Genomic DNA, 18,362 nt, shown 5'->3' with positions numbered 1-18,362 from the left:
CAGGTGTTCCACACAAGGGTGTCGTTCCCGTACTCTCCCCCGGAATGAAGCCCATTCCTCCGCTGCTGGACCATCTCGTTCTCGCCACGCCCGATCTGGCCGCGACCGTAGCCGAGTTCGCGTCGCGGACCGGGGTGACGCCCGCGCCCGGTGGGGTGCATGTCGAGCTGGGTACGCGGAACTACCTGGTCGGGTTGGGCGGCCGGAGCTACCTGGAGATCATCGGGCCGGATCCTGAGCAGCCGGAGCCGGTGGAGCTGCGGCCGTTCGGGGTCGACGGGCTGGCCGGGCCGGCCACGGTGACCTGGGCGATCAGCCCGCCCGATCTGGAGGCGGCGATCGCCACTGCCCGCGAGCGGGGATACGACCCCGGGCCCATCCACCCGATGAGCCGTCGTACCCCGGACGGCACCCTGCTGCAGTGGCGGCTGACCGACAGCGGCAGCGGGCATCCCTCCGGACTGGTGCCGTTCCTCATCGACTGGGGCGAGTCGGTGCATCCGGCGGCTTCCGGACTGCCCGTCACCCCGCTGCTGGAGGTGCGGGCCACGGTGCCCGAGCCGGACGTATTCCGGCCCATGCTGTCGGCGCTCGGCACCGGACTCACCCTCGGCGAGGGGCCGTTCACGATCTCCTTCACCGTCGGGACGCCGACGGGGCCGGTGACCTTCGGCTGACGGCCCCGGGTGCCCTGCGTGTCGTGGGCCGGGGGTGATTGCCCGCCGCACCGGCGGCTGCCAGCATGACGCCGTGGTGGTGATCCTCCCCGGCTGGGTGTGGCGAAGCGGTCCGGTTCACCGGGCGGTGATCATCGGACTCTCGGCCGCTGCCTTCTTCGGCGCGTTCGTGCTGGCCGAGTCGGGGTCATGGGTGGGTGCGGTCGCGGCGGTTCTCGTGCTCGGCCCTTTCTACGGGATCAGGGTGGCCCGGCGGATGGGCCGGGTCTGGCCCGGGGCCGAGGACCTGGATCCCGCGGAACGGATGGCAGTGGTGCGCGCCGCCCGACGCGGTGAGGACACCGGCGATGCCCGGCTGGCGCCTGCCGTCGTCGACTACTGCAACGGCCTGCGGACAGCACGGGAACACGATCGTCTCCTCCTCTGGGTGGTCCTGGTCTTCACCGCACTTGCTGTGGCTCTCGCGCTGATCGACACCTTCTCCGGATCGGCACGGCAGGCGGGGGTGTCATGGCTGTTCGTGCTGTTCTTCCTGGTGGAGCTGACGTGGTGGCCCCGGAGGCAGACACGCATCATGTCCCGCGCGGAACAGGCGGAGCGGTCGGCCCGTCGCCTGCTGCGACAGCGGGATGCGTCCGGTGGGTGAGACGGGCTAGAACACGCTGAAGTTCGCGGGCTTCTGGAGGTGGAGGTAGATCCCGCGCAGCCACGGCTCGCGTACGGCGGGCAGTCTGGCCAGCGCGTACAGGAACAGGTGACGGTCGGGCCGGAACGTCCATCCCGGGCGCAGTGGCAGCGGGTCGTCGCGCTCGACGCCGCGGGGCAGTCCTCCGGTCACCGGCAGGCGTGGCAGGTCCTCGGGGAAGGCCAGGCCCAGCCACACGTCGACGGGCAGCGGTACGGTCGCCGGGCTGCCGGGCGGCTGCCACGTCCCGCCGGTCTGCGGGTGCACCGGGACCAGGGCGATGTCCGCACCCGACGCGCCCGACACGGGCAGACCCGGGCCGGCCAGGGCCAGCGTGCGGGCCGGCCGCCCGGGCGGGAGCAGGGCGTCGAGTGCCCGGCCGAACATGTCCGTGACGAGCCCGCCGGGCAGGGCCACACGGGCGCCGGCCGAAGCCGCCAGCAGATGGGCCAGGGCCACTCCGGCAGCCGCCTCCCACTGCGGGCTCCAGTGCCCGGGCTGCTCGACGGGCGGCGTGCTGTGCCCCTCCTCGAGCACGGTCTCCCAGTCGGTGATCCGGGGAGCGGGGCCCGGAACGCGGCGTACGGCGCTGGGGTTCAACCACACCGCCTGCCAGATCGAGCAGTCGTCCAGCCGGGTCGCCACCGGCCGGCCGCACTCCTCGCAGGCCAGGTTGGGGCCGTCCCTGCCGTCCAGGCCCAGGCAGTAGCCGTCGCGGCCCGGGATCAGCACGGTGCCCCGGACGTCGCCCGGCGCGACCACGACCGCGCCCGGCGGACCGGAGAAGAGGGAGTACACCGGGGCGAACACACCCAGGGCCGCCGCTCCCTCCTCGCCCACCTCGTCCCAGGGAATCCAGGGCCCTCCCCGGGGCTCCGGGTCGACGGCGTACGTTCCCGACTCCATCAGGGCGGGGAGCATGTCGTGCCCGAAGTAGTGCCGGGCCCGCACAGGAAGCGCCACTCTCGACACGGGCACGGTCAGTTCCGTACCGCACCGATCACACACGAACACGTCGGCCAACAGCCACTCCCCCACGATGGAACCGAACGGATGGATCATTCCGACCGGAGGAGACGGGGGCAACCGCTTATCCGCCGCTGCCGCCGTGTCCGATTCCTTCAAGACCCGGCGCCCGGTCCCTGCCTACGGTGAACCCATGACTCCACGATTCGCCGTGATCGGCGTGGTGGCCTCCGACCTGGCCGCCTCGCTCGCGTTCTACCGTCGCCTCGGGCTGGTCTTCCCCGAAGGGGCCGAGAACCAGCCGCATGTCGAGGCCGAACTGCCCGGTGGGCTGGTGCTCGCGCTGGACACCGAGGAGACCGTCCGCTCGTTCCACTCCGGGTGGCGGCCGCCCGCCGGCGGGGGCCGGGTCGGGCTGGCCTTCCGGTGCGGCTCACCGGCCGAGGTCGACACCGTGTACGAGGATCTGGTGGGCGCCGGGTACCACGGGGAGCTGAAGCCGTGGGACGCCTTCTGGGGGCAGCGGTACGCCACCGTGCACGACCCCGACGGCAACGGCGTCGACCTGTTCGCGCCGCTACCCGCCGAGTAGCTCTCCGAGCGGCATGCCGGCCAACTGGCGTACGTCCCGGGCGAGATGGGGCTGGTCCGCGTATCCGGCGCGGGCCGCCGTCTCGGCGTACGGGACGCCGGAGCGGGCGAGGGCCACGGCGCGCTGCAGGCGCAGGACACGGGCCAGGGTCTTGGGGCCGTAGCCGAACGCGGTCAGGCAGCGGCGGTGCAACTGACGGGCGCCGATGCCGAGTTCGCCGGCCGTCGCCGCCACCGGGCGGCCCGCGTCCAGGCACTCCACCAGGCGGCGCAGAAGCGGGTCGGGGGGTGCCGCCTGTGCGGCCCGGCCCAGGGCGATGTCCTCCAGGGCCGTCACCGGGTCGGGCGCCACCTCGATCCGGTGGCGCAGTCGTCGTACCCGGGCGGCGGGCCACAGGTCCGTCAACTCGACGCGGGCGTCACGTAGTTCGTGGGCCGGTACGCCGAGCAGGGCGGGCGCGGTGCCGGGGTAGAAGCGGATGCCCGCCCAGGCGCGGGGCGGGCCCGCGGGGACGTACGGGCGCGTGTCGGGTCCGGCGACCAGCAGCCGGCCCTCGCTGAACAGCAGGTCCATGCAGCCGTCGGGCAGTACCGGGCGAACACCCCTCAGGTCCTCCAGGCGCTCCGGGGTGCGCTGCCACACCACCGCGCCGGTCAGTCGGGACGGCCGCTCCTCGTACACGTACGCCAGGCTACGCCGCGCGGGTGCGGTGCTCCTGGGGGCTGACCCCGTACACCCGCTTGAAGGCGCTGGACAGGGCGAAGGCGCTGCCGTAGCCGACCCGGCGGGCGATGGCGGCGAGCGTGTCCTCGCTGTCGCGGAGCCGGTCGGCGGCCAGGGCGAGGCGCCAGGCGGTGAGGTAGGCCATCGGGGGTTCGCCGACCAGCTCGGTGAAGCGGCGGGCCAGGGCCGCGCGGGACACCCCGGCCTTGGCGGCGAGCGAGGACACCGTCCAGGGGTGGGCCGGGTCGTCCTGGAGCAGGCGCAGGGCGCGGCCGACGACCGGGTCGCCGAGGGCCTGGTACCAGCCGGGTGCGGCCGCCTCGGGGCGGGAGAACCAGGCCCGCAGCGCGCTGATGACCAGCAGGTCGAGCAGGCGGTCCAGGACCACCTCCTGGCCGGGTTCGTCGCGGACGATCTCCTCCATGAGCAGCGGGGTGAGCGGGCACTGCCACACCGCGGCGGGGAGGGTGAGCAGCGGGGGCAGGGCGTCCAGCAGGCGGCCGCTGATCTCGCCCTGCATCAGGTAGGTGCCGATCAGCATCACGGTCGGGGCGTCCGGGCGGTCGCCCCAGGTGCGCACGCCGAGGTCCATGGAGCCGTTCAGGGAGCTGCCGTCGGGGTAGCGGCACTCGCCGCCGGGCAGGATCAGCGCCTGCGGGTCGGTGCCGGGGGTGTCGGCACAGGTGTACGGGTCGGGTCCGCGCGCGATGGCCAGGTCGCCGGGGCCCAGCCGGACCTGCTCGCCGCCGTCGGGGGTGACCCAGGCCTCGCCGCGCGCCATGACCATCACCGTCAGCGGGGCGCGGTCCTCCACGCGGACCGCCCAGGGCGGCTCGAAGCACGCGCGGATCATGAAGGCGCCGTGCGCGCGGGGGCCGTCCAGGAGGCCTGCCAGTGCGTCCATGGGCCCAGCGTAGACGCGCGCATATGCGGGTGAGCCGATCGGCGATGGCCCCTTGGCCGGGGCGGCAGTTGACTGGCGGACATGACGCAGAACACGGGCGGGACACAGAGTTCGACGGTGGTGGTGACCGGCGCGTCCGGTCGTACGGGCAGCCGGGTCGCCGAAGCCGCGCGGGCGGCCGGGCTGACGGTCCGGGCGGCCTCGCGGGCGCGGGGCTTCGACTGGCACGACCGGTCGACGTGGGAGCAGGTGCTGAGCGGCGCGGACGCGGCCTACCTGGTGTACCCCTCGGACGTGGGGGCGCCGGACGCGGCGGAGACGGTCGGGCGGCTGGCGCGTGAGGCCGTCGGTCTGGGGGTGCGGCGGCTGGTGCTGCTGTCGGCGCGGGGCGAGGAGCAGGCGTGGCCCACGGAGGAGGCGCTGCGGGCGTCGGGGGCGGACTGGACGGTCGTACGGGCTGCCTGGTTCGCGCAGAACTTCAGCGAGGGCCCGTTGGTGGCGGAGCTGCGGGAGTACGGGGAGCTGGTGTTCCCGGCCGGGGCGGTGCGGGAGCCGTTCGTCGACGCGCGGGACATCGCGGACGTGGTCGTGGCGGCGCTGACCGAGAGCGAGCGGTACGTCGGACGGGTGGTGGAGGTCTCGGGGCCACGGCTGCTGACCTTCGGCGAGGCGGTCGCAGAGATCGCGGCGGCCACCGGACGGCAGCTGTCGTACCGGACGGTGCCGGCCCGGGAGTACGGCGAGCGACTGGCCGGCTTCGGAGTGCCTCCCGAGGAGGTGGACTTCCTGGTCGGCCTCTTCGAGAGCCTCCTCGACGGCCGCAACGCCCACCTGTCGGACGGCGTACGCCAGGTCCTGGGCCGCGAGCCGCGGGACTTCGCCGACTTCGTGCGGGAGACCGTGACGGCGGGCACCTGGAAGCCGTGACCCGGGTGCCGGCCGGCGGTCCGTCCGTCACCCGGCGTGTGGCGGTGTGCTCCCGTTCGTTCCGTTCGCGCCCTTCACCTCGTGGCTCTTGTGGGTGTGGTGGTGGGGGTTCTTCGCGTGGGTGCGCAGGCGAGCCGTGACGTCCTCCGGGGGGAGGAAGCGGGACCAGCGTTCGGGGAACTCGGAGGGCATGTCGGGGTCGTCGGGGTCGGCCTCGCGGGCGGCGGCGACGCGGGCGACGTACTCGACGACCTCCGCCTCGCGCAGCCGCTCGTTGGCGGCGCGGGCCGCGGCCGTGGCGGCGGCCGGCCAGACCCGGTCGATGGCGGCGTTCACCGCGGCGCCGACGAGCACGGCGAAGGCCGACACACCGATCCAGAGGAGGACGGCGACCGAGGCCGCCAGGGAGCCGTAGATCGTGGCGCCCTCGATGGTGTTGGTGAGGTAGATGCGCAGGAGGAAGCTGCCCAGGACCCACATGGCCAGGGCGACCAGGGCGCCGGGGACGTCCTCGATCCAGGGGGAGCGGACGGGCACGGACACGTGGTACAGCGTCGTCAGGAAGACGATGGACAGGACGATGACGACCGGCCAGTACAGGACCTGGACGACCGTCTCCGACCACGGCACGACCCCCACCACCGCGTCCGGCCCGGCCACCATCAGCGGCAGCGCGACCGAGCCGATCAGCAGCGCCACGATGAACAGCAGGAAGGACATCATGCGTGTCTTGACGATGCCGCGGACGCCGTCGAGGCCGTACATGACCGTGATCGTGTCGATGAAGACGTTCACCGCGCGGGAGCCCGACCACAGGGCGAACAGGAAGCCGATGGAGATGACGTCCGGCCGGCCGCCCCTCATCACGTCGTGCAGGATCGGCTCGGCGATCTCCTTCACGCCCTTGTCGGACAGGACCGTGCGGGAGGCCTCCAGAAGGTTGTTCTCCAGGCTCTGGATGGTGTCGGCGCCGGTCCAGGCGTCGACGTAGCCGAGGAGGCCGATGAGGCTCAGCAGCAGGGGCGGCACGGACAGCAGCGTGAAGAACGCCGCCTCGGCCGCCAGGCCCAGGATGCGGTACTCCATGCAGGAGTTGACGGTGTCCTTGAGCAGCAGCCAGGCGGTCCTGCGTTTGGATACGTTCCGGTAGAGGACTCGGGCCCGGTGGAGGCGGCCGGCGGGCCGCTCGGGGGTTTCACTTCCTGGCTGCACGACCTAACGGTATCCGTCGTACGGGATCGCCCTCACCTTCCGGGGCAGGTGACGGGCCGGAGGCGCCCGCGAGCGGTGCTGTGCGACTCTGGAGACCAGTATCGCCGTGATCCCGGATAGGTTCGCAATCATGGCAGGCAACTCCACCCATACCGTGACGAACCAGCCCCCTCCGCTGGTGGGATACGACGTCTTCGGCGCCGACCTGGCCCTCGTCGAGGCGGTCGAGCGGCACACGGATCCCGAGGTCCTGGACGAGGTGCGCGCCGAGCTGTCCGTGCTGGGCCGGGCCTCGGGTTCGGCGCAGGTGCAGGAGTGGGGCGTACAGGCGAACGAGCATCCGCCGCGGCTGCGCACACATGACCGGTACGGCCACCGGGTCGACGAGGTCGAGTTCCACCCGGCCTGGCACCGGCTGCTCGGCAAGGGGGTCGGGGCGGGGCTGACCGGCGCCTGGGCGCACCCTGCCGGGCATGTGCGCAGGGCGGCCGGATTCCTCGTCTGGACCCAGGTCGAGGCGGGCAACTGCTGCCCGCTCTCCATGACCCACGCGGCCGTGCCCGCGCTGCGGGCCGATCCTGCGCTGGCCGCCGAGTGGGAGCCGCGGCTGACGTCCACGATCTACGACCGTGAGCTGCGGCCCGCCGGACGGAAGCCCGGCGCCCTCTTCGGCATGGGCATGACCGAGAAACAGGGCGGCAGCGACGTACGGGCGAACACCACCGAGGCCCGGCCGCTCGCCGAGGAAGGGACCTACGTCCTGACCGGGCACAAGTGGTTCTGCTCGGCGCCCATGTCCGACGGCTTTCTGGTGCTGGCCCAGGCTCCCGGCGGGATCACCTGCTTCCTCGTCCCGCGCGTCCTCGCCGACGGCACCCGCAACGTGTTCCTCATCCAGCGGCTCAAGGACAAGCTGGGCAACCGGTCCAACGCCTCCGCCGAGGTCGAGTTCGACGACACCTGGGCACGCCGGGTCGGCGAGGAGGGGCGCGGGGTGCGCACCATCATCGAGATGGTGGCGGCGACCCGGCTGGACTGTGCGCTCGGCTCGGCCGGCCTGATGCGGCAGGCGGTGGCGCAGGCCGTCCACCACTGTGCCCACCGGGAGGCGTTCGGCGGGAAGCTGATCGACAAGCCGCTGATGCGCAACGTGCTGGCCGACCTCGCGCTGGAGTCGGAGGCGGCGACCGCGCTCACGCTCCGGCTCGCGGCCGCGTACGACGACGGGGGCGAGCAGGAACGCGCCTTCCTGCGGCTCGCGGTGCCGGCCGCCAAGTACTGGATCACCAAGCGCTGCGCGCCGGTGGCGGTGGAGGCCGCCGAGTGCCTGGGCGGCAACGGGTACGTCGAGGAGTCGGGGCTGCCCCGGTTGGTGCGCGAGTCGCCGCTGAACTCCATCTGGGAGGGCGCCGGAAACGTTCAGGCGCTGGACGTGCTGCGGGCGCTGCAGCGCGAGCCGGGCGCGCTGGACGCCTGTCTCACCGAGATCGGCAGGGCGCACGGCGCCGACCACCGGCTGGACCGGGCGGTGAAGGACCTGTTCACCGAACTCGCGGATCTGGACGCCGTCGAGGGCCGCGCCCGGCGGCTGGTCGAGCGCCTCGCACTGGTGCTCCAGGGTTCACTCCTGGTGCGGCACGCGCCGCCGGAGGTCGCCGACGCGTTCTGCGCCTCCCGGCTCGGCGGTGATCGGGGCGCGGCCTTCGGCACCCTGCCGACGAGCCTGGACCTGGCCTCGGTGGTGGAACGGGCCCGGCCGCTGGTCTGACCCCGCCGCCCTGCGCCTTTGCCGGGGATGCGGCACGGGGGTGGTGCTGCGCCGACACGGCACCACCCCCGCCTACTGGGCCCGTTGAAGGCCACAAAACGCCGCACGAAGGCGGCGCCGGGTCAAGTCTCAGCCAGCCTCGTGCCATTCACCAGGGTTGCAAGGGGTTGCAACTTGTTGGTGACTGTGCGCGGACTCTGTGCCTCCGGCATGCGCCGGACGGCAGTATGGGAGGAAGAGTCGGACCGGAAACCGCCGCCCGGACGGCTTGACAAGTGTGTTCGAGGCCTTTCCGGGAGGACCCCAGTGGCGAACCCGCCGATGAACGTGGCGCGTCTGGCCGCCGTGGACGCGGCGCAGGCGGCGCGGGTGCTGAGCGAGATGCGCGAGGCCACGCTCGCCGGGCAACGTGCGCGGATCGCACCCCGGCCGGTGATCGAGCAGTCCTGGGGACGGATGCTGCGCAGCGGCGTCGACCCCGACCACGACTTCAGATCCCGGCTGCTGCCCGCCGACGAAGTGCGGCGCAGACGCGAGGAGTCACCGCTCAGACACGTTCTTCCGGTGCTGCGCCAGGGGCTGCTTTCGGTCGCCGACGTCGCCCAGCACATCATGGTGGTGGCCGACGCCGAGGGACGTGTCCTGTGGCGGGAGGGATCCCCGCCGGTGCTGCGCAAGGCCGACGGACTCGGCTTCGAACTGGGCGCGGACTGGCGGGAAGACGTCGTCGGCACCAACGGCGTGGGCACCCCCGCGGTCGTACGGCGGCCCGTACAGGTCTTCGCCGCTGAGCACTTCGTCCGCACGCACGCCTCCTGGACGTGCACGGGCGCCCCGATCACCGACCCCAGGGACGGCCGGCTCATCGGGGTGGTGGACGTGAGCGGCCCGCTGGAGACCATGCATCCGGCGACCCTCGCCTGGGTGGACTCGGTGGCCAAACTCGCCGAGGCCCGGCTCCGGGAGCTGCACCTGACCTCGCTGGAGCGGCTGCGCGCGGTGGCGGCGCCGGTGCTGGCCCGGCTGGACGGGCGGGCCCTGGCGGTGGACCGGAACGGCTGGACCGCGACCGTGACCGGGATGCCATACCTGCGGCGTGTGGCGCTGCCCAAGTCCCTGACGCCGGGCCACCGGTGGCTGGCCGCGCTCGGCACCTGCGCGGTGGAGCCGCTGGCCGGGGGCTGGCTGCTGCGGGTGGCGGAGGAGCCGCTGCCGTCCAGCGTCACCAGGATCCTGCTGGACCTGAGCCGGCCGGGCCGCAGCTCGGTGACCGTGGCCCGGGCGATGGGCTCCTGGTCCCGCGAACTGAGTCCCCGGCACGCCGAGTTGCTCTACCTGCTCGCTGAACACCCCTCGGGGCGCGGCGCGGCGGGTCTGGCCGAAGACCTGTTCGGTGATTCATCCAGAACGGTGACCGTTAGGGCAGAAATGTCCAGAATTCGCCGATATCTGGGGGACCTTCTGCGACACCGGCCGTATCGTTTCTGCGAGAACACGGAAATCGAAGTGCTCCTGCCCGACAACCCCCGTGACCTGCTGCCCCAGTCGACGGCACCGGCGGTGGCACGACGCCGGACGACCGGCTGACCCGTTGGGTGACAGGCTGGTTCGATGCGGGCATCTTCCGCATATTTGCGGGTCTTGGCCCTGTGACACCCGCCGCTGCCGTAGCATCCCTACGGGCCTCCCCACCTGCTCCTCGGTCAACGTACGGACCACCAGGCGCAGTTGGCCCGCTCGGGAGGAGACATGAGACATCGCGGCAGACACCGCCGGCGCAGACGAGGCGCAGCCGTGCGCGCGTTCCTCGCCGGAACCGCACTCGCACTCACCGCGACCGCCACGCTGATCAGCGCCTCACAGGCCACGGTCGCCGAGAACCCCGGCCCGCTCAAGCCCCTGACCTCGCAGGCCGACACCGCCCCGCTGCGCCTGCAGGAGCACCTGGTGCCGGCCCGCACACTGAACCGGCTCGCTGCGTCCATGGGCCGCCCGGTCGGCGTGGACACCGTCCTGCAGAGCGCCGACCGCACCCTGAACACGAACAGCGACTGCACCTCCGAGGACCACGCGACCCTGCCCGTCGCCCCGGCCGCCACCCGCGCCTACTGCTGGGACCCGGCCGACACCGCCACCACCGCCTGGCACCCGGCCTCGGTGACCACCTCCGGCGACGCCGACGACGACGGCGTCTGGGGCACCCACCGGGCGATCCTCACCGGCTGGGCCCACGGCACCACCACCGGGACCGCCGCCGAGCGGGGCCTCGCCAAGGTCGCCTTCGTCGATGCCGACGACCCCGACCACCCCGTCTACCGCTGGGTGCTGCTGGTGGTCCCCGTCGACGGCGGCCGCGACTACCGGGGCCTCGTCTCCCGCGTCTCCGGCATGGTCTGGTACCAGGACAAGCTCCTGGTCACCACCACGACCGGCAGCGCCGACGCGCTCTACGTCTACGACCTCGACCGCATCCAGCGCACCACGGTCGACGCGCCCGCGATCGGCCGGGTGCCCGGCGGCTGGTCCGCCGACGGCTACGAGTACGTGATGCCCGCCGTCGGCTCCTACCGCTACCTCGCCGGCCGCTGCACCCCCTCCGGCCCGCCCTGCCCCGCGGCCCTCTCCCTGGACCGCGGCACCGCGCCCGACAGCCTGGTCGCCGGCGAGTGGACCGCCCCCGGCAGCGAGCGGCACGCCCGGCTGTGGCGCTACGCCTTCAGCACGGATCCCGCGCGCAGCGGACTGCTCGCCACCGACGCCGCCGGGCGGGTGGACGCGGTCGAGGCCTACCGGACCCGGGCGGCCGGGATCCGGGGCGTCCTGTCGTACCGGCAGGCCGGGTCGGCCGGTCCGTCCTGGTATGTGGGACAGCTGTCCAGGTCCGGGGACGGGCACGGCGGGCTGTGGCGCCAGGACGCGAAGGGAGCGAAGGCGGCACACTGCAGCTCGGACTCCTCCCACCGCTGCTGGGCCGAGTCCGCGGGCTCCCTGTCCTACTGGCAGGAGACGGGCGAGGTGTGGTCCGTCTCGGACCGGATGCTGTTCGCGGTGCCCCTGGCGGTGCTCGACCGTTCGGTGGGCTGACCCGGGGTGACCTGGTCGATCGACAGACCGCCGGGCGGGATGATTCCCTGGCCCGCATGAGCAGCATCCCTGTCACCACCTGGTCCCTGGAACAGACCTCACCGGCCGATCTCCTGCCGGCCGCCGCCCCCGACGGCGACGTCCGCATCGTCCGCGCCGAGGTCCCCTCCCCCGAGTTCAGCCGCTTCCTGTACACCGCGGTCGGCGGCGACATCCGCTGGACCGACCGCCTCGGCTGGAACTACACCCGGTGGCAGGAACACCTGGACCGACCCGGTGTGGAGACGTGGGTGGCCTACGACCGCGGCACCCCCGCCGGATACGTCGAGCTGGACCCGCAGGACGACGGCGTGGTGGAGATCGCCTACTTCGGCCTGATCCCCGCGTTCCGCGGCCGCCGCATCGGCGGCCACCTGCTGTCGTACGGCACGGCCCGCGCCTGGGACCTGGCCGAGCGGTGGCCGGAGCGGACGCCGACGAAGCGGGTGTGGCTGCATACCTGCAGCAAGGACGGGGAGTTCGCGATGGACAACTATCAGCGGCGGGGGTTCAGGCTGTTCGACACCAAGGTGGAGCTGGAGGCGGAGGTGGCCACGCCTGGGTTCTGGCCGGGGGCGTAGGGGGTGGCGAGGGTGTTGACGAAGAACAGCAACTCATCACTGAGGTTGGCCGTCACCTTGTTGTAAGGCCGACGCATGCACAGGCTCATGACCACGAGCAGAAGGATCGCCACGGCCGCGACCGTTTGATTGTCGAGCAACGCCGAAAGGGCGAAGGCGGTGGAGAAGGGCACACTGAGCGTCAGCCATGCCAACACTCCGTACTTGACGCGCTTCCCCGGATCCTCGATGGACCCCGTAAGCAGCAGGCACACGATCAAGCCCCCCAGGACCTGGGACAGACCGGCCGTGGGCACGATCCAGTGGGGGGCCACGTTCCACGGCCGCCAGCCGAACAGTGCGGCGACGGACCTTGCAATCGCTCCCACTCCGGAGGCCAGGTACAGGGAGAGCCCCCACCAACTTGCGTCGGTCCACTCGGACTTGTTGCGGTCGGCCAGCTCGTCCGTGCACTGTTCCCACATGGCCTTGGTGAGGTAGCCGGAATTCAGCAGGACGTCCAGTGTCCGCCTGGCCTCCTGCGGCGGCATTCGGTTGATCAACCACCCGCGCCAGTGAGGCAGTGCGCCCGCCTCCGTCATCTCGCGCGCAACAAGTCTCTCGGCCTGCTGCCCTGCCCGGACCGACTCCACCGGGTCGGCCAACAGCCCTGTCCACCGGTCGACGGGGCCTCCGATCGGGACGGGTGAGTCGGCGTCCGGATCCACGAGGGCGAGCGGGACGAGAATCCGGAGGTCGGGCCGGACATCATCGGGCACGGTGGCGTGGGGGGCGCGGGCGACGTTGGACAGGAAGTGCGCCAGCACGCTGACGGCCCTCGTCATCTGGTCGTCGCCACGGCGTGCGAAGGGCTTCCACGCCCAATCGAACAGAGTCCCGAACTCCATCCGGATGCGGGCATCGCGGATCACTTCTTCGAGTCCGGGTTCGCGCAGTAGATCCGCGAGGAACGTGGCGACGACCGCGTTATGGGGAGCGTCGTAGGTCATCAGGCCTTTCGACAGTGCGAGCGTCGCCTTCTCCGTACGCACCCGCCACAGCACCCGGGCCACCCGCCCCGGCGCGCTCGTCCACCTCTCCTGCAGCGCGGGCACGGCAAGATCCCCCATCGCCACCAGCGCCTCCTCCGCGCCCGGCAGCTCCGCCATCCCCTCCGCCAGGAACCGCGCCGCCCTCGGCACGTTCGACGCCGCAAGCGCCCGTAACGCCATGTACGCCCGCGCGGGGCTCAACGTGTCTCGAGCCGCCGCACACAGCAATTCGAACACCGCAGCACCCCGCGCCCGCCGCTGCGCCGCCACCACCCCGAACGCCGCCACCACCGCCTCCTGCTCCAGCGAAGCCGACTCGTCACCCAGCAGAGCATGGAAGTGGGCGATGATCTCGTCCGCCAGGGAGTCCTCGATCAGCTGGGCGTCGGCCAGGCACTGGAAGGCCAGCAAGGCGTCGACGGTGAGGATCTCGCGGACCAGCGCAGTGCAGTCGCGGGGCTCGGCTCCGCACCACAGGCGGACGACCTCGCGCCAGACCTGGGGGTCGCCGCGGTAGCGGTCCAGCAGGACGTCGGCCTGGAGGGCGGTTGCCGCCAGGTACTCCTGGAGGGTCAGGTGGGCGAACTGGAAGCGCTCACCGTTGTCGATGGCCAGCAGGAGACCGCTGCGGTCGACGATCTCCGTGAGGATGTCGTCGGTCTCCTCCGGGGGACGGCCCAGGCGTTCCAGGACCGTGCCGGTCTCCCGCCGTACCTTCTCGTACGGCATCGCCAGGCGGTCGTACGCGTCCGAGGGCACGCTCTGCGCGGTCAGCGCGAGCTGTTGCAGGACCGCCCGCTTCAGCGTCGGCGGGAAGCGGCGCACCTTGTCCCGGTCCCGGTCCCGCAGCAGGCTGACCGTGACCTCGTTGTAGAAGTCGGCGCGGTTGTGGGGCAGGACCTGGTCGGTGCCCGCGTACTCGTTGCTGTAGAGGTGGGCGATCATCGTCAGGAGCAGCGGGTTGCGGGCCAGCGGCATCAGCTGGGGTGTGTCCCGGAGCGCGCCCAGCAGCTGCTCCACCGTGTCCGCCGCCAGGCCCCGCGGCCAGGGCCAGCCGTGCAGGAAGCGCTGGATCAGGCGGTCGTCGAACTCCTCCACCAGGAGGACCGGGATGCCTTCCTCCGCGAACTCTCCCCGGTACACCGCCACCCGGCAGGTCACCACCGCGCGACAGCGGTCGTACAGCTTCATGAAGCGCCTGATCTCGGTGGCGACCCGCGGCCGCTGGGCCGTGGGGACCTCGTCCAGGCCGTCGAAGTACACCGCAAGGCGGCCTTCGGCGAGGGCCCGCTCCACCCAGCTGCGGGCGTTCGGGAAGTCGCACTCGGCGAAGTGGCCGACGATGTGCTCGGTGATGTCGCCCGCGTCCAGGTCGACGGAGTGGAGTGACAGCAGTACCGGGATGTCGGTCGGCGTGCCCAGGTCGACGCGGTGTCTGCGCCGGGGGTCGTACCACCTGCGGCGCCCGGGCAGGTCGGGGCGGTAGCGCTCGCGCGCCCAGGCCAGCACGGTGTGCCGCAGGAGCATCGTCTTGCCCGCGCCGGGTACGCCGAGCACCACGGCCTGGCGGGACTCGTGCAGCGAGGCGGTGGCCTCTCGCTGTTCGGCGCCGAAGCCGGCGGCGGTGCGCAGCGGGACGTAGACGGACGCCATGTCCATGGCCTGGTTCTCGTCCGGCCGGAAGGAGACGGAGAAGCTCCGGTTCCGTTCGTGCGTCTTGACCGTGTAGCGGCGCAGCGCCGTCCGGCGGAGCAGGGCGCTGCCGGCCAGGCGGCGGTAGAGTGCGGCGGCCGCCTTGTCCACCAGTCGTTTGAGCCAGTCCTTGAGTTTGAGGACCAGAACCCCGAGGACGAAGGCGCCCACCGCCGGCAGCCACTGCCGCACCTGGTCCCCCACGGCCGTCCCCCGTTCGCCGTCTCACTCCCCGGACCGGCAGGATAGGGGCGCAGATGTCGGGGTGTCCCAGGATCGACCAGAGGTCACGAGCCGGTTCTGACACTCCGCACGAGACCCACATCACAGTGTCTTGCCATTCGAGACACGCATGTCCAGTATGCGGATAACAGTGGACTGCCCAGAGATCCCCGTGACACGCTTCCGTCATGTCTGGAACTGGAATTGCCTTGGTGAGTCGGCGGCACGTCGATCTCGGCCGCATGTCCAGCGCCATCTGTCCGGCGAGCTGACCGCCCCAGCACCGCCGATCTCCTCGTACACCTGATCCCTGCCTGCGCAGAGCCGCGCACGCCTGCCCGCGTGCCCTAATGCGCAGGTCAGAGCATCCCGCCCGCCACCCGACCGCCGCCGCTCATCGACGGCGCTGCGCGCCGACCCAATCCATTGATGTCCGAAGGACGTAGAACCATGGCCGCCAACCCGCAGAACCCCGCCGCGTCCGCGCCCGGCCGCAAGGTGAGCCGTCACCGCGGCGAGGGTCAGTGGGCCGCGGGGCACTTCACCCCGCTCAACGGCAACGAGCAGTTCAAGAAGGATGACGACGGTCTCAATGTGCGGACACGCATTGAGACGATCTACTCCAAGCGCGGCTTCGACTCCATCGACCCCAACGACCTGCGCGGGCGGATGCGCTGGTGGGGTCTCTACACCCAGCGTCGGCCCGGGATCGACGGCGGCAAGACCGCGATCCTGGAGCCGGAGGAGCTGGACGACGAGTACTTCATGCTGCGGGTGCGGATCGACGGCGGGCGGCTGTCGACAGAGCAGCTGCGGGTGATCGGTGAGATCTCGCAGGAGTTCGCGCGGGGCACCGCGGACATCACCGACCGGCAGAACGTGCAGTTCCACTGGATCCGGATCGAGGACGTCCCGGAGATCTGGGAGCGCCTCGAGGCCGTCGGGCTGTCCACCACCGAGGCCTGCGGTGACACGCCCCGCGTGATCCTCGGTTCGCCGGTCGCCGGCATCGCCGCGGACGAGATCATCGACGGCACCCCGGCCCTCGACGAGATCAACCGCCGGATCGTCGGCAACAAGGCGTTCTCGAACCTGCCCCGCAAGTTCAAGTCCGCGGTCTCCGGCTCGCCGCTGCTGGACGTGGCGCACGAGATCAACGACGTCGCGTTCGTCGGCGTGGTCCACCCCGAGCACGGCCCCGGCTTCGACCTGTGGGTCGGTGGCGGCCTGTCCACCAACCCGAAGATCGGTGTGCGGCTCGGCGCCTGGGTGCCGCTGGACGAGGTCCCGGACGTCTACGAGGGCGTCATCTCGATCTTCCGCGACTACGGCTACCGGCGCCTGCGCACCCGCGCCCGGCTGAAGTTCCTGGTCGCCGACTGGGGTGCGGAGAAGTTCCGGCAGGTGCTGGAGGACGAGTACCTGCAGCGCAAGCTGGTCGACGGTCCGGCACCCGCGCAGCCCGTGGAGCGCTGGCGCGACCACGTCGGTGTGCACCGGCAGCAGGACGGGCGGTTCTACGTCGGTTTCGCCCCGCGCGTCGGACGCGTCGACGGTACGACGCTGGCGAAGATCGCCGACGTCGCCGAGGCGCACGGCTCGGGCCGGGTGCGTACCACCGTCGAGCAGAAGATGATCGTGCTGGACGTCGAGGAGGCGCAGGTCGAGTCGCTGGTGGCGGGGCTCGAGGCGCTGGACCTCAGCGTCAGCCCGTCCGCGTTCCGGCGCGGCACCATGGCCTGCACCGGCATCGAGTTCTGCAAGCTCGCCATCGTGGAGACCAAGGCGCGCGGCGTCTCGCTGATCGACGAACTGGAGCGCCGCCTCCCGGAGTTCGACGAACCGATCACGATCAACATCAACGGTTGCCCGAACGCCTGCGCCCGTATCCAGGTGGCGGACATCGGTCTCAAGGGCCAGCTGGTCCTCGACGACAACGGCCGGCAGGTCGAGGGCTTCCAGGTGCACCTCGGCGGCGCGCTGGGCCTGGAGGCGAGCTTCGGCCGCAAGGTCCGCGGCCTGAAGGTCACTTCGGAGGAACTGCCCGACTACGTCGAGCGCGTCCTGAAGCGCTACCAGGCGGAGCGCGAGGACGGCGAGCGGTTCGCCACCTGGGCTGCGCGCGCTTCCGAAGAGGCTCTGTCATGAGGTCGGCGAGTGAGCCGAAGGGGCGCGCCGGTGCCGAGAGGGCATGGGGGTCCCCCCGGTCGAGCGAAGCCGAGAGTGGGGGAGCGCGGAGGCCCGAAGGGGTGAGCACGGTCGTCCTCTCGACACCGGCACCCAGCGCCCCGGAGGCGAACCGAGCCCTGAACAAGAGGAGGGCCCTGTCGTGAGCGAGCGGGCCGCACCTTTCTACTGCCCCTACTGCGGTGACGAGGACCTGCGTCCCAGTGAGCAGGGCCATGGCGCCTGGGAGTGCGGGGCGTGCAACCGCGCATTCCAGCTGAAGTTCCTCGGGCTGCTCACCCGGGGTCTTCAGCGAGCCGACAACGGAGGGGACGACCGGATATGACGACGGCTCAGGAACAGCGTACGACCGAGGAGTTGCAGCGGCTCGCCGAGCAGGCGGGCCGTGACCTGGAGGACGCCTCCGCGCTGGAGATCCTCCAGTGGGCGGTGGACACCTTCGGCAAGCGGTTCTGCGTCACCTCCTCCATGGAGGACGCGGTGGTCGCCCATCTGGCCTCCCGCGTGCTGAAGGGCGTCGACGTCGTCTTCCTCGACACCGGCTACCACTTCCCGGAGACCATCGGCACCCGGGACGCGGTCGAGGCCGTGATGGACGTCAACGTCATCACTCTCACGCCGCGGCAGACGGTCGCCGAGCAGGACGCGGAGTACGGCCCGAAGCTGCACGACCGCGATCCTGACCTGTGCTGTGCGCTGCGCAAGGTCCGGCCGCTGGAGGAGGGCCTGACGGGCTACCAGGCGTGGGCGACGGGCCTGCGCCGCGACGAGTCCCCGACCCGGGCGAACACCCCGGTGGTCGGCTGGGACGAGAAGCGGCAGAAGGTCAAGATCTCCCCGATCGCCCGCTGGACCCAGGACGACGTGGACGCCTACGTCACCGAGCACGGCGTGCTGACCAACCCGCTGCTGATGGACGGCTACGCCTCCGTCGGCTGCGCGCCGTGCACCCGCAGGGTCCTGGAGGGCGAGGACGCGCGCGCCGGCCGCTGGGCGGGCCGGGCCAAGACCGAGTGCGGGCTCCACGGATGACGGCGCCCACAGCAACCCACACCTCGCCCACAGTTCCGGT

General features: G+C 71.8%; 17 protein-coding genes. 12 read left to right on the top strand and 5 right to left on the bottom strand.

Features of this window, described 5'->3' with window-relative positions; all coding sequences use genetic code 11:
• Nucleotides 1-44: 44 nt before the first annotated feature.
• Both ACIRVH_RS01255 and ACIRVH_RS01250 read left to right on the top strand, forming a co-directional pair.
• Entirely contained in the window at nucleotides 45-677 is a 633-nt protein-coding gene (locus tag ACIRVH_RS01255) for a VOC family protein (RefSeq protein WP_403947212.1), read from the top strand.
• A gap of 73 nt (nucleotides 678-750) precedes the next feature.
• Nucleotides 751-1,323, top strand: a complete 573-nt coding sequence (locus ACIRVH_RS01250) for a hypothetical protein (RefSeq protein WP_403947211.1) — start codon at nucleotides 751-753, stop codon at nucleotides 1,321-1,323.
• A gap of 6 nt (nucleotides 1,324-1,329) precedes the next feature.
• On the opposite strand, the gene ACIRVH_RS01245 is transcribed toward ACIRVH_RS01250, so the two are convergent.
• Nucleotides 1,330-2,340: a hypothetical protein gene (locus ACIRVH_RS01245; protein WP_403947210.1), complete on the bottom strand. Its 1,011-nt coding sequence runs from the start codon at nucleotides 2,338-2,340 to the stop codon at nucleotides 1,330-1,332.
• Nucleotides 2,341-2,521: 181 nt separating this feature from the next.
• Here ACIRVH_RS01245 and ACIRVH_RS01240 point away from each other — a divergent pair, with 181 nt between their 5' ends.
• On the top strand, nucleotides 2,522-2,920 hold the full coding sequence (locus ACIRVH_RS01240; protein ID WP_403947209.1) for a VOC family protein: 399 nt from the start codon (nucleotides 2,522-2,524) through the stop codon (nucleotides 2,918-2,920).
• Here the strand turns inward: ACIRVH_RS01240 and ACIRVH_RS01235 are convergent.
• Together ACIRVH_RS01235 and ACIRVH_RS01230 are read right to left on the bottom strand one after the other, a co-directional pair.
• The gene (locus ACIRVH_RS01235) at nucleotides 2,906-3,601 is read right to left on the bottom strand and encodes a helix-turn-helix domain-containing protein (protein WP_403947208.1); all 696 of its coding nucleotides are present in this window, start codon (nucleotides 3,599-3,601) and stop codon (nucleotides 2,906-2,908) included. The genes ACIRVH_RS01240 and ACIRVH_RS01235 overlap by 15 nt on opposite strands.
• Before the next feature lie 10 nt (nucleotides 3,602-3,611).
• Nucleotides 3,612-4,547, bottom strand: coding sequence for an AraC family transcriptional regulator (locus ACIRVH_RS01230; RefSeq protein WP_403947207.1), 936 nt, complete (start codon nucleotides 4,545-4,547; stop codon nucleotides 3,612-3,614).
• 81 nt (nucleotides 4,548-4,628) lie between these two features.
• Here ACIRVH_RS01230 and ACIRVH_RS01225 point away from each other — a divergent pair, with 81 nt between their 5' ends.
• Entirely contained in the window at nucleotides 4,629-5,474 is an 846-nt protein-coding gene (locus ACIRVH_RS01225) for an NmrA family NAD(P)-binding protein (protein ID WP_403947206.1), read from the top strand.
• 27 nt (nucleotides 5,475-5,501) lie between these two features.
• Here ACIRVH_RS01225 and ACIRVH_RS01220 read toward each other — a convergent pair whose 3' ends face one another.
• Nucleotides 5,502-6,686 carry a YihY/virulence factor BrkB family protein gene (locus ACIRVH_RS01220; RefSeq protein ID WP_403947205.1) on the bottom strand — a complete coding sequence of 395 codons (1,185 nt, stop codon included), beginning with the start codon at nucleotides 6,684-6,686 and terminating at the stop codon, nucleotides 5,502-5,504.
• A 130-nt stretch (nucleotides 6,687-6,816) separates the two neighbouring features.
• On the opposite strand from ACIRVH_RS01220, the gene ACIRVH_RS01215 reads away from it, so the two are divergent.
• The 4 genes from ACIRVH_RS01215 to ACIRVH_RS01200 all read left to right on the top strand — a co-directional run bounded on the left by ACIRVH_RS01215 (nucleotide 6,817) and on the right by ACIRVH_RS01200 (nucleotide 12,158).
• Nucleotides 6,817-8,454 carry an acyl-CoA dehydrogenase family protein gene (locus ACIRVH_RS01215; RefSeq protein WP_403947204.1) on the top strand — a complete coding sequence of 546 codons (1,638 nt, stop codon included), beginning with the start codon at nucleotides 6,817-6,819 and terminating at the stop codon, nucleotides 8,452-8,454.
• Nucleotides 8,455-8,775: 321 nt separating this feature from the next.
• Nucleotides 8,776-10,041, top strand: a complete 1,266-nt coding sequence (locus ACIRVH_RS01210) for a GAF domain-containing protein (RefSeq protein WP_403947786.1) — start codon at nucleotides 8,776-8,778, stop codon at nucleotides 10,039-10,041.
• A 162-nt stretch (nucleotides 10,042-10,203) separates the two neighbouring features.
• Nucleotides 10,204-11,538: a hypothetical protein gene (locus ACIRVH_RS01205; RefSeq protein ID WP_403947203.1), complete on the top strand. Its 1,335-nt coding sequence runs from the start codon at nucleotides 10,204-10,206 to the stop codon at nucleotides 11,536-11,538.
• 56 nt (nucleotides 11,539-11,594) lie between these two features.
• Nucleotides 11,595-12,158 (top strand): GNAT family N-acetyltransferase, encoded by a 564-nt coding sequence (locus tag ACIRVH_RS01200; RefSeq protein ID WP_403947202.1) that lies wholly within the window; start codon nucleotides 11,595-11,597, stop codon nucleotides 12,156-12,158.
• Here ACIRVH_RS01200 and ACIRVH_RS01195 read toward each other — a convergent pair.
• A complete protein-coding gene (locus ACIRVH_RS01195; RefSeq protein WP_403947201.1) occupies nucleotides 12,074-15,085 on the bottom strand; it encodes an NACHT domain-containing protein in 3,012 nt (1,003 codons plus the stop codon). The genes ACIRVH_RS01200 and ACIRVH_RS01195 overlap by 85 nt on opposite strands.
• 206 nt (nucleotides 15,086-15,291) lie before the next feature.
• On the opposite strand from ACIRVH_RS01195, the gene ACIRVH_RS01190 reads away from it, so the two are divergent.
• The 4 genes from ACIRVH_RS01190 to ACIRVH_RS01175 all read left to right on the top strand — a co-directional run bounded on the left by ACIRVH_RS01190 (nucleotide 15,292) and on the right by ACIRVH_RS01175 (nucleotide 18,322).
• Nucleotides 15,292-15,375 carry a putative leader peptide gene (locus tag ACIRVH_RS01190; protein WP_309486338.1) on the top strand — a complete coding sequence of 28 codons (84 nt, stop codon included), beginning with the start codon at nucleotides 15,292-15,294 and terminating at the stop codon, nucleotides 15,373-15,375.
• Between the two features lie 178 nt (nucleotides 15,376-15,553).
• The gene (locus ACIRVH_RS01185; protein ID WP_403947200.1) at nucleotides 15,554-17,251 is read left to right on the top strand and encodes a nitrite/sulfite reductase; all 1,698 of its coding nucleotides are present in this window, start codon (nucleotides 15,554-15,556) and stop codon (nucleotides 17,249-17,251) included.
• A 181-nt stretch (nucleotides 17,252-17,432) separates the two neighbouring features.
• On the top strand, nucleotides 17,433-17,615 hold the full coding sequence (locus ACIRVH_RS01180) for a hypothetical protein (protein ID WP_403947199.1): 183 nt from the start codon (nucleotides 17,433-17,435) through the stop codon (nucleotides 17,613-17,615).
• Entirely contained in the window at nucleotides 17,612-18,322 is a 711-nt protein-coding gene (locus tag ACIRVH_RS01175; RefSeq protein ID WP_403947198.1) for a phosphoadenylyl-sulfate reductase, read from the top strand. Before ACIRVH_RS01180 ends, ACIRVH_RS01175 begins: the two co-directional genes overlap by 4 nt.
• Nucleotides 18,323-18,362 lie beyond the last annotated feature (40 nt).

Origin of the sequence: Streptomyces sp. NPDC101165 (assembly GCF_044768135.1) — a bacterium.
Taxonomy (GTDB): Bacteria; Actinomycetota; Actinomycetes; order Streptomycetales; family Streptomycetaceae; genus Streptomyces.
The sequence above is the reverse complement of the archived record's forward strand: the minus strand, read 5'-3'. Positions and strand labels throughout refer to the sequence as shown.